We start from the raw sequence: 2406 nt of genomic DNA, 5'->3' as shown, positions 1-2406 counted from the left end.
ACTTATATTTTGATAAAAGTTGCTAAATTACTTTTAATAATAGCCATTTTTTGTTCAATTAAACTTATTTCTACATTTAATATATTTATTTCTTGCTCTCTATTCATCATTTTTTTCCTTTCAATCTAAACTCATTTATTTTAAAATAAAAACTATATTAAGTTTATAATAATTATAAATTAATAATTTTTAATTTTAATTTTTAAACTTACTTTGTATATCCTTTTTTAGTTATTTACTTAATTTATATAAAAAGATATTAAAAATGAGAGTATTATCTCTCATTTATCTTTTTAATAAAAATTAATATTTCAAAATTATATGATTAACAGTAAAACTAAATAAATATAATCTGTTAAATTCTAACTAAAGGTTACACCTTGCAAGTTAATATTCCATACTCGATCACGGAAACATTTAACTGTATCAATGCTTCAATTAATGCTTACATAAACATTTTCTTCATCATGTCAAATATGAATATAACCATGTAATTCAAGAAAGGCTCCTCAAAATCCACCATCATAATAATAACTAAGTTCAAATATATTTTTGTTTCTATCATTATTAATATCATTAGTACTAATACTTAATTGCGAACCTTTTAATTTTTGATCAGTATAAGTATTACAATAAAGACTAAAATACGAATTATCACCAAAACTTAATTTACTAAACTTATTAGAAAAACTATCTCAATCTGGTGCATAATTTGTTCAATTAGATAATAGAGTAATATCGGGGCTGGTTCAAGTACTTTTTAATGAACCAACACTATTAGTTTCACTATAATTATAATTTAGTTGATCATTATTAATAATACTACTATCAATAGTAAAATCAGCAACTATCTTCCCTTTATAAATAGTTTCATCACCACTAATAGTTACTTGTTGATTAGTAATATCATCTTCACTAAATTTAATTGCATCTAACTTTACATTTGGATTACTTTTACTAATCGCAGTTTTAATTTCTTCAATATTTGGTTTTGATAATCCATTAGTTTTGATTGTTCCTAAATTTAAATTTTTAAAAACATCACTTAAAAGTTCTGTTTTATCACAATCATAAGTAACAACAATACTATCATTGCTATAAAATTTACCATCACCATTAATAACTGCACTATTATCAGTAATTTTATCAACTATAATTTTGCTTACATCAAGATTATAGTTAGCGGTTTTAAGTGCTGAAATTAATTGTCCTTTACTTGGTTTGTTTTGTCCAGGAATATTAAAAGTTGGTAATTTATTATTTAAAACACTATTGAAATCAATAAGTAAATTATCAATTACTACATTAGGACCAGTGTATACATATTGATTAATAGATTTAATAGTAACACTATTATTTTGCAACGTTACTTGAATAGCATTCATATTTAAGTTTGAATATTGTTTTTTCAATGCACTATTAACATCTTCTAAAGTTATTACTTTTCCTATAATAGCAATTTTACCTAATCCCTTATTAATAACGTCTTTAAGAGCAATTCTAATATCAAGATTTAAATTTAGTATTACTTTACCAGTATATTTTTTTTGATTTGTACTAGTAATAGTGGCACTATTAGTAGCAGTAATTTCTATTGCAATAAAAGAAGTATCTAACTTTTCTTGGTAAGTATCACGTAATGCTCTCATTACATCATTATTTGATGGTATATCATGACCGTTGGTCTTAACCGTTAAATCTTTTTTATTAATAATAGTGCTTAAATCAACACTATCATTAGTACTAAATGTAACTGTTACCTTACCAGTATAAAGAGGAATAACATCATCACCCGTAATACCTGTAATAGTTGCTTCTTTATTAGAAATAACGTCAATTTTAAGGCGATCCATTTCTAAATTAGAATATTTTTCTTGAATACGACTGTAAACAGCTTCCACAGTAGGTTTTTGACCACTAGTACTAAAATTACCAATGGATGCTCCATCAACAATTATTGTTCTAATATCAATAGTTTGGATTTGATAAGTAATTTTAATTTTATCTTGATTATAAAAAATACCATCACCAATAACAAAAGCATAATTAGTGGTTTTATTAATAATTTTAATATTATCAGTATGAAGTTCATGATTTAAAATAAATAGTTGTGATTTTAATTCATAATCTGTAGGTATTGTTCCTCGATGTTCCTCTGGTACAATTTTTAAATCTGTTTGTGTTAAATCTTTTTTTAAATCTTTTTTGAATATAGTTAGATTATTACATGCCGTTGTACTAGCAGTGACTGCACTTGATAATAATAATGCACCCATAAATGATAATGGTTTTTTCATATATATACCTCATTTAAATATTGTAAAAAATTAATAATTATTTTAAAGTGATTATATCATAATTTAAAAAAAATTAAATTCTAGAATTTTAAATGATTTTAGGGTGAGC

Annotated in this window: 1 protein-coding gene; it reads right to left on the bottom strand. The window is 23.5% G+C overall.

Translation table 4 applies throughout. The features are described 5' to 3' along the window. Positions 1 to 362 precede the first annotated feature (362 nt). Positions 363 to 2297: a hypothetical protein gene (locus M0D11_RS05685; protein ID WP_252320906.1), complete on the bottom strand. Its 1935-nt coding sequence runs from the start codon at positions 2295 to 2297 to the stop codon at positions 363 to 365. Positions 2298 to 2406: the final 109 nt, after the last annotated feature.

Source organism: Spiroplasma endosymbiont of Lariophagus distinguendus (assembly GCF_023846195.1).
Lineage (GTDB): Bacteria > Bacillota_I > Bacilli_A > Mycoplasmatales > VBWQ01 > Spiroplasma_E.
The sequence above is the reverse complement of the archived record's forward strand: the minus strand, read 5'-3'. Positions and strand labels throughout refer to the sequence as shown.